The sequence below is a fragment of the Amycolatopsis sp. NPDC051071 genome (genome assembly GCF_040682875.1).
Lineage (GTDB): Bacteria > Actinomycetota > Actinomycetes > Mycobacteriales > Pseudonocardiaceae > Amycolatopsis.
The window spans coordinates 1-8,172 of sequence record NZ_JBFBBY010000256.1 but is presented as its reverse complement, the minus strand read 5'-3'; the positions used below and the strand labels follow the sequence as shown (position 1 = coordinate 8,172).

Sequence of the window (8,172 nt, the reverse complement as noted above, 5' to 3'; positions counted from 1 at the left end):
GATTTGGGTCGTTAGAACGACCCAAATCACTCACGACCCACGCAGCTTCCGGATCACTCCGCGTACCACCACGGGAGCTACGATCGCCACGAACAGCACCAGCGCCGCCCAGCCCCCGAAACCGGAGAACCCGCCTTCGTCGTAGGCCGCGGGCGAAGCCTCTTTCCAGTTCTTCGAGCCTCCGCCCGCCGACTCCTCGTCGGGGCCGGCCGTCGCCGTCGCGGTCTTGTCGACGCTGGTCGGACCCGTGCTCGGGCCGGTCGAAGGGCCCGCAGTCGCCCCCGGTCCCGAAGCGGGTTTGCCGTTCGGCGTGAGGATCCCGGCGGTCACCAGGGGGTCGGGCGGGCTGGCGGCACCGGCGCCGAGGCCGCCGTGGAAGGTCGGGTTACCGCAGTTGCCCGCGCTCAGCTGTTTCGCCGGTTGCCCGGTGAGCCGCGCGGAGGAGTTCATGATCTCCTGCGACAGGTTCGGCGGCAGTGGTGAATAGCCGATCCGGGCCATGTTGACCTGGCCGTCGCAGGCGACGTGATCGAGAAACGCGGTGATCGTTTCGGCTTTGCCCTGGTCGCTGTAGCCGCCGCGGCAGGTGTCACGGCCGGTGGTGCACGGCATCATGACGTACGAATACGCGGAGATCGGGTACGACTTCGGATCGGTGTTCGAGTAGACCTTGTCCAGTTTCTGGCTGAGGTCCGGGCGGAGTTCCGCGTGCTTCAGCGCGGCCGCGATGTTCTCCGCGTAGGGCTGCGTGTACTCGCCCGCGCCGTTCTGCACCCACGCCGCCGGTGCCTTGTAGAGCTGGGCGTAGGCGAATTCGTCGTAGGCGATGGAGAACGGGATGCTGCCCGAGGCCACGGACTTCGCGATCTGGTCCGAGTCCGCGAGCAGCCGGTACCACTCGGCGTCGGGGCCCTGTCCGGGCAGCTGGATGGGGCGCACCCCGGCGGGCAGGTTGCCCATCCCGTTGCCCGCGTTGCGGGAGATGAACCGGTTGTAGGCGTCGGGGGCCGCGTGCGCGATGAAGTCGTAGAACAACGCCGTCGTCCCCGATTGCCCGGTCCGGCCGACCAGGGTGATGGGCTGGTCCGGCAGCGGCTTTCCGCCGTTGGTCGCGGTGATGGCCGGATCGCTCCAGCGGGTGATGTCGCGGCTGAAGACGCGGCCGATCACCTCACGGGTGAGGTGCAGGTAGTCGACGCGCTTCCCGCCCTGGTCCTTGACGTTGTACATGACGGCGACCGCGCCGGCGACGTCCGGGACGTACTGGTAGCCGCGGGTCTGCGCGGACAGGCCGCCACCACCGGCGGCGATGAGCGAGGACACCTCGGCCTCGGTGCCGCCGAAGTCGACCGTCCGGTCGCCGTACTGGTTGACACCGGCAGGCGAGTTGGTGGCCGAGTAGTTGACCGGGATACCGCGTGACGTCGCGCCGTTCTGCCAGTCGTTCATCGCCGGGCCGACATAGCTGGACCCGGAGCCGGTGATCCTGGTGAGCGCCGCCGCCGCCCCGGGAGTGAGCACCAGCGACAGCAACACCGTGACCCCGCCCAGTGCGGCCAGCCTGCGGATCATCCGAATCGCCCGTTCACGTAGTCAAAGGTGCGCTCGTCCGACGGCGCGTTGAAGATGGTGTCCGTCGGGCCGTGCTCGATGACCCGGCCCGGCTCGTTCTCAGCCGCGAGAAAGAACGCGCAGTGGTCCGAAACCCGTTGGGCCTGCTGCATGTTGTGCGTGACGATGACGACCGTGACCTCATGCCCGATCTCGGCGATCGTCTGCTCGATCCGCCGGGTGGACGTCGGGTCGAGCGCGGAGCACGGCTCGTCCATCAGCAGTACGTTCGGCTGCACGGCGAGGGACCGCGCGATGCACAACCGCTGCTGCTGCCCACCGGACAGCGCGCCGCCGGGTGAGTTCAGCCGGTCGCGGACCTCGCGCCACAGCCCGGCCCGCTCCAGGCTCTGCTCGACGAGCGCCTCCTTGTCACCGCATTTGACGCCGGCGAGCTTCAGCCCGGCCAGCACGTTGTCGCGAATGGACATCGCCGGGAACGGGTTCGGCTTCTGGAACACCATGCCGATCCGCAGCCGCACCTGCTGCGGCCGGGTCCCGTCGGCGTAGATGTCCTTGCCGTCTAACAAGACCTCACCGGTCAGCGACGCCGACGGCACCAGCTCGTGCATGCGGTTGAGGATGCGCAGGAAGGTCGACTTGCCGCAGCCGGACGGGCCGATCAGCGCGGTCACCTCCTTGGCGGGCATCTGTAGCGACACCCCTTCGAGGACCAGCCGGTCACCGAACCAGGCGCCGATCTCCCGTGACTCGAGTTCCGCCGCGCCGGGCGGGGGCCCGCCGGTGAGCGAGACCAGCGGGCGCGCCGGACTGTCCACGTAGGACGCTTCAGTGTCGGTCACCGGTTCTCCTGTGTCTTCGCGGTGTTCGGTGTTCTCTTCGCCTTGCGCTTCGACCGGTCGCGGCCTGCCACCCTGGCGATCGCGAACAGGCCGAAAATGAGCAGGATCAGCACGAGCGCGCCGACGTAGCCACGCTGCTGGACGTTTTCCAGCGGCTGTTTGATGAAGCGGTAGATGAACAGCGGGATGCTCTCCTGCGGATCGGAGAACGGGTTGGCGTTCATGCCGAGCGCGCCGAACGAGGTGAACAGCAGTGGCGCGGTCTCACCGGCCACCCGCGCGATCCCGAGGATCACCGCGGTCGTGACGCCGGTCCGCGCGGTCGGCAGCACCACCGACCACACCGTGCGGGCCCGGCTCGCGCCGAGTGCCAGTGACGCCTCGCGAAGGCCGTCCGGTACGAGCCTCAGCACCACGTCCACGGTCCGCGTCACGGTCGGCAGCATGACCATCGTCAACGCCAAGGTGGCCATCAACCCGTTGTAGCTGAACAACCCCACCCCGGCCTGGATACCGGGGATGATCAGCGCCGCGTAGACGAACAGACCGGCCACAATGGACGGAAGACCACTCATCGCGTCGACCATGATCCGCACCGGACGGCGGAACCGCGATCGGGTCTCGTTCAGGAAGACCGCGGTGAGCACGCCCAGCGGAACGACGAGGACCAGGGTCAGCGCGGTCTGCTGCAGGGTACCGACGACAGCGTGCAGACCACCGGTGCCGGTGACCGGATCGGTCGGCGCGACGGTGGACATGTCGTGGGTGAAGAAGGCGAAACGCAGATACGGCGCGCCCTCGGCGACGATGTAGATCAGCAGGGACAGCAGCGGGGCGAGCAGGACGAGCGCCCCGGTGACGACGACGGTGGACACGAGCCGGTCGGACGCGGCGAGCCTGCCCAGCCTGTCCCGGGTGACCAGGTAGAGCATCGTCAGGTAGAGCAGGTACGTGACGACCAGGTCGGCCAGCCAGCCGGGAGAGTCCAGCAGCAAATGCAGGACGAACCAGGTGAGCAGGGTCGCCGACACGGCGCAGCCGAGTGCCGCGAGCCTGTCCTGCCGGGTGGTTTCCGACGGACGGCGTTTGACGAGTTCGCGCGGCGCCGGGGTGACCGGGGGAGTCAAGGTCGCCCTCACGCGTCCACCCCCGCGCCGGACCGGCTCTTGGAGATGATCACCGACGCGGTGAAGTTCGTCGCCAGGGTGAAGACGAACAGCACCAGGCCCGCGGCCATCAGCCCGGACAGCGCCAGCCCGGACGCGCCGGAGTTGTTGGCGATGAAACCGGAGATGGTCGCGCCGCCGAATTGCAGGACGTGGTTCGTGATCTCCGGAACCTGGGGCAGCAGAAGGGAAACGGCGATCGTCTCACCGAGCGCTCGGCCGAGGCCGAGCATCGAACCGCCGATGATGCCGCCCCGGCCGAAGGGCAGCATGACGGTTTTGACCATGCCCCAGCGCGTGCTGCCCAGTGCGAGTGCCGCTTCCTTTTCACCGGGCGGCGTCTGTGCGAACACCTCGCGGATCACCGACGTCGTGATCGGGAGGACCATCAGCGAGACCACCAGGCCCGCGATGAACATCGACTGGATGTACAGCGCGTTCTCCTTGGCCGGGAACAAGGGAAACCAGCCGAGGTTTTCCGTGAGCCACAACGAAACCGGCACGATCTGCGGTCCGAGGAAGGCAAACCCCCACAGGCCGTACAGCAGGCTCGGGATCGCGGCGAGCAGATCGACGAGGCCGGTGAGGAAGCCGCGGATCTTGCCACTGGAGTACTCGGTGATGAACAGCGCGGCGAGGATGCTCAGCGGGACCGCGATCAGAACCGCGATCAACGCCACCACGATGGTGCCGTAGAGCAGGCCGAGTACCCCGAGGACACCGGCCGCCGGGTCGAACCGGATGGTGGCGAAAAAACCGAAGCCGCTGACGTCGAAGGCGGGACCGGACCGGTAGACGAGGAAGAAGCCGATGACCACGAGGATCGCCAGCATGGTCAGCCCGGCACCGGTGGTGACCCGGCGGAACGCACGGTCGGCCCGCGAGAGGACTTCGGTGATCGCGCGCCGCACCGGTGTTCCCGGTGGGGACGGATCGGGCCGGGGTGGCGCGATGGTCACGAGCGGCCTTCCTTCGTGTTGGCAGGTAAAGGAGTTCAGGGCACACCACGTCACCCCTCGATGCGGCCAGTATGTGGTGCCCGCGCCGGGGAAAGGTGTCCGCGCGGAGAACGCCCGACGGGGCGTATGTGAATCAGTACGGGCAGACGGTCCGATCCGGTTGACCCCGAACGGAGGACTCGGGGACGTTGGTTCCGGTGCGGCCCGGCTGGGTGCCGCGCTGTCCGCCGCATGCCCGTGAAACCTGGGGAGTCGTCCGTGTTCCTGGTCCGCCTAAGTGGTCGGTTTCGGATCGTGCTGGTCTGCGGGATACTGGCGGTCGCGGGAGTGTCCGTTCCCGCCGCGCAAGCGCAGACACCCGCCAATCCGCCGTACACCCTCAAGACCGAGCCCTCCGATCTCTCGGCCGTGCAGAACGGCGACCCGCTGCGGATCACGCTTTCCGGTTTGTCCAAAGGGGCGAAGGCGAAGCTCGTCGTCTGCCCGAAAGAAGTGCCGGACAATCTGATGAAAAAGGTGTTCGTGGCGCCGTGGACGCCGGACCACACACTCCTCACCAGAGTGGTGGCCTACTGCCAGGACGAATTCGGTGACGAATTCATCGGGAAGAACGCGGGTATGCAGTCGATGGAAAGGGTGCGGAGCAGTACGACCGGCGACGTCGTCTTCGACACGACGATCCCGCGCGGTACCTCACGGCCGCATTTCGTGCCGTGGGATCCGCAGTACACGAACTACGAAAAAGCGGTGAAACCCGGCGACAAATTCCCCAAGGTGCCGTGGGCGGACAATCCCGCGGTCGTCGATCCGGTGACCGGTGCCCAGACCCGGCGGCAGTTCTCCTACACCTGCGACGAAAACAATCCCTGCACCGTCGCGATCCAGATCACCGCGCAGGACGCCACCGGCAAGACGGTGACCTGGGTCGACGACTCGATCAAGTTCACCCCGTACCTGCCGGGGATCGGGGTCAAGGGCTGCAAGGGGATCGGCGGGCATACGCTCAGCGCCAGCATGCCGGAGCGGCTCGGGCGGGCCGCGGTCGCCTGGAACCAGGCGCTGTGTGCTCCCACCCAGGCCGAGCAGCCTGCCAACATCGTGAGCGAGACCGAGGACACCGGGCTGACCGCGTTCGACAAGGGCACCTCCGATCTCATGATCACCGGCAGCGGGAACGCACTCGCCGCGCAGACCGTGCGGTCCAGGGAATACGTCCCCGTCGGGGTCAACGCGGCGGTGATCGCCGCGGTCGGCTGGTCCCCGACCGACGTCGACGACGAAGGGAATCCCCTCAGCTCGAAGCTGACCAGCACGATGTCGTTCACCGCCGACGAGCTGGCGAAGATGTTCACCAAGGGCGGGCAGAACCCCGACACCGCCGGTCGAGGCGGCATCTTCCGGAACGGTTCCCCGCTGGTCGACCGCAATCCGGCGCTCGCGGCGGTCAAGGACGGCCAGCCCGACGGGGTGATCGCGGTGAACCGCCGTGCCGGTTACGGCGGAAGCCCCGACTTCTTCGGGGTGACCGGGGAATCGGGACCGGGGACGATCCCGTTCACCTTGAGCAAGCTCCTCGCCGGGAAGGCGCCGGAGTCCTGGGTCTTCCCGGCGCTGGGTGCCGACTACTTCGGTGACCTGGACGGGAAATCACCCGGGGTGATCCCGGATCTGAGCCTGCTCGACCCCGGCAAGCTGCAGGTGCACAACGTCGACGCGAAGACCGGTCAGCTGTCGGTGCGCAAGACCGTCGACAACGCCGTCGCCGGAAGGGGTGGTGATTGCGCAGGCGGCTGTATGAACTGGGTGATCACCGACCTCGCGACGGCGACGATCAACCGCTGGACGCCGGTGGCGCTGCCGGACGGCAAGGGGAATTTCGTCGCGCCGACCGAGCAGAGCCTGCAGCTGGCCGCCGATTCGATGAAGGTCGGTCCTGACGGGACGGCCGAGGCTGGCACCGTGTCCAAGGACGGCGCGTACCCGCTCACCTTCGTCGAGTACATGGCCGTACCGCTCAACCCGTTGATTGACGCGACCTGCAAGCCGATGACGGAGAAGCAAGCGGCCCTGAAGTCGTTCGCCGGACTCGCGGCAGGCTTCGGGCAGGCACTTCTGCCGCCGGGGATGGCCCGGTTGAGCCCGGCGCTGGCCGCCACCGCCGCCGAGCGGGTGACCAAGATCGGCACCGGCACGGTCGAGAAGGCCTGCCAGGAAAAGGAAGAGGCGAAGAACCCGCCGCCGCCGGGAGCGAACGGCGTCATCCCGGCGGCCAACCCGGTGCTGAACAGCCCGTCCGGGGGACCGGGCTCGTCCGCCGGTACGCCCGCCGCTGCCGGACCCGCCCCCGCGGTCGCGCCGACCCCGGAAAGCGTGGCGGCGGCGAAGATTCTCGCCGAGTCGATCGACATCCCGAAGTTCGCCGGGGCCGGGGCGCTGGGCGCCCTCATTCCGTTGGTGGCCTTGGTGATCCTGGCGACGCTCCCGTCCGCGACGGCGTACGTCGCGGCGGGCAGGCCGGTGCCGCCGTGGCTGACCAGTGCGCTGGCCGCATTGCTGGGTCTGCTGCGCCGCAAGCCCTCTGGCGGCGTGGCGTGACCACTGACGTCGAAGAACGGCAGTTCCTGCGGTTCGGTCCCGGCTGGATCGGGGCCGTCGTGTTCGCGTGGCTGGTCACCACCCTGGTGGCGCTGGCACTGGTCGTCTACGCGCTGGGCCCGATGCTCCAGTCGGGTGATCAGCGGAAGGCGCTGACCGAGATCCGGGGCGAGATCGACGTGGCGCTGGGTGCGAGCCAGAGCCTGTTCGGCGCCACGCCGCCAGCCAAACCGGTCGAGTTCGGCAAGCCGGTGGCCGTCCTGGAGATCCCCGCGCTGAAAGTGCGGCAGGTCGTCATCGAGGGAGCGTCGAGCGGCGAGACCGCTTCCGGGCCCGGCCACGTGCCGGGGACGGCCGGGCCGGGGCAGCCGGGTAACGCCGTGATCGCCGGTCGCAACGCCGGTTTCGGCGGTCCGTTCGGCACACTCAGCACCTTGGGGCAGGGTGACGAGATCGTCGTCGCGACGACGCAGGGCAAGTCCGTCTATCGGGTGACCGGCACGGCCACCCGTCCCCTCGACGAGGGGGCCGACTACGGCAAGACCGAAAACGACCGGCTGACCCTGGTGACCTCGGCGTCGTGGTGGCCGCTTGCCTCGGAAGAGGCGACCGTGGTGACCGCCGTCCTGGAGGGCAGGCCGTTCAAACCGTCCCCGCAGAACGGCAAGGCGGACGCTCAGGACGGCCGGACCGGTGACGGCGACGCGTGGGCAGGGCTGGTGCTGGCCTTCGGTGGATTCGTGGTGGCCGCGGCGGGTGCGACCTTCCTTTATCGCCGGTGGCGTCCGGTTTCCACCTATGTCATCACCGGACCGGTGCTGCTCACCCTCGGCGCGCTCGCGGCCTTGGCGCTTTGGCGGCTCTTCCCCGCTTGGGCCTAGCACGGCGACCGGCCGTTGGCCGTAACACGCGTGCTTGAACTTCGCACATGCGTGCTTGAAGGCGTAACTCGCGTGCTTGAACTTCGCACACGCGAGTTACGCCTTCAAGCACGCGAGTTACGCCTTCAAGCACGCAAGTTACGCCTTGAAGCACGCG

At 68.2% G+C, this 8,172-nt stretch carries 6 protein-coding genes; 2 read left to right on the top strand and 4 right to left on the bottom strand.

Annotated features, from left to right (window positions below; all coding sequences use genetic code 11):
* Window positions 1–30 precede the first annotated feature (30 nt).
* Genes AB0M65_RS39200 through pstC form a run of 4 tightly spaced genes read right to left on the bottom strand, consistent with a single transcriptional unit; the run spans window position 31 to window position 4,539 of the window.
* On the bottom strand, window positions 31–1,572 hold the full coding sequence (locus AB0M65_RS39200; RefSeq protein WP_364040137.1) for a substrate-binding domain-containing protein: 1,542 nt from the start codon (window positions 1,570–1,572) through the stop codon (window positions 31–33).
* Window positions 1,569–2,369, bottom strand: a complete 801-nt coding sequence (locus AB0M65_RS39195) for a phosphate ABC transporter ATP-binding protein (RefSeq protein ID WP_364040140.1) — start codon at window positions 2,367–2,369, stop codon at window positions 1,569–1,571. Before AB0M65_RS39195 ends, AB0M65_RS39200 begins: the two co-directional genes overlap by 4 nt.
* A 41-nt stretch (window positions 2,370–2,410) precedes the next feature.
* Window positions 2,411–3,553, bottom strand: a complete 1,143-nt coding sequence (pstA, locus tag AB0M65_RS39190) for a phosphate ABC transporter permease PstA (RefSeq protein WP_364040134.1) — start codon at window positions 3,551–3,553, stop codon at window positions 2,411–2,413.
* Window positions 3,550–4,539 (bottom strand): phosphate ABC transporter permease subunit PstC, encoded by a 990-nt coding sequence (pstC, locus tag AB0M65_RS39185; RefSeq protein ID WP_364040132.1) that lies wholly within the window; start codon window positions 4,537–4,539, stop codon window positions 3,550–3,552. The genes pstA and pstC overlap by 4 nt, the downstream gene beginning before the upstream one ends.
* Window positions 4,540–4,770: 231 nt before the next feature.
* On the opposite strand from pstC, the gene AB0M65_RS39180 reads away from it, so the two are divergent.
* The gene (locus AB0M65_RS39180; protein ID WP_364040129.1) at window positions 4,771–7,134 is read left to right on the top strand and encodes a hypothetical protein; all 2,364 of its coding nucleotides are present in this window, start codon (window positions 4,771–4,773) and stop codon (window positions 7,132–7,134) included.
* Window positions 7,131–8,015, top strand: a complete 885-nt coding sequence (locus AB0M65_RS39175; protein ID WP_364040126.1) for a sortase — start codon at window positions 7,131–7,133, stop codon at window positions 8,013–8,015. Before AB0M65_RS39180 ends, AB0M65_RS39175 begins: the two co-directional genes overlap by 4 nt.
* Window positions 8,016–8,172: the final 157 nt, after the last annotated feature.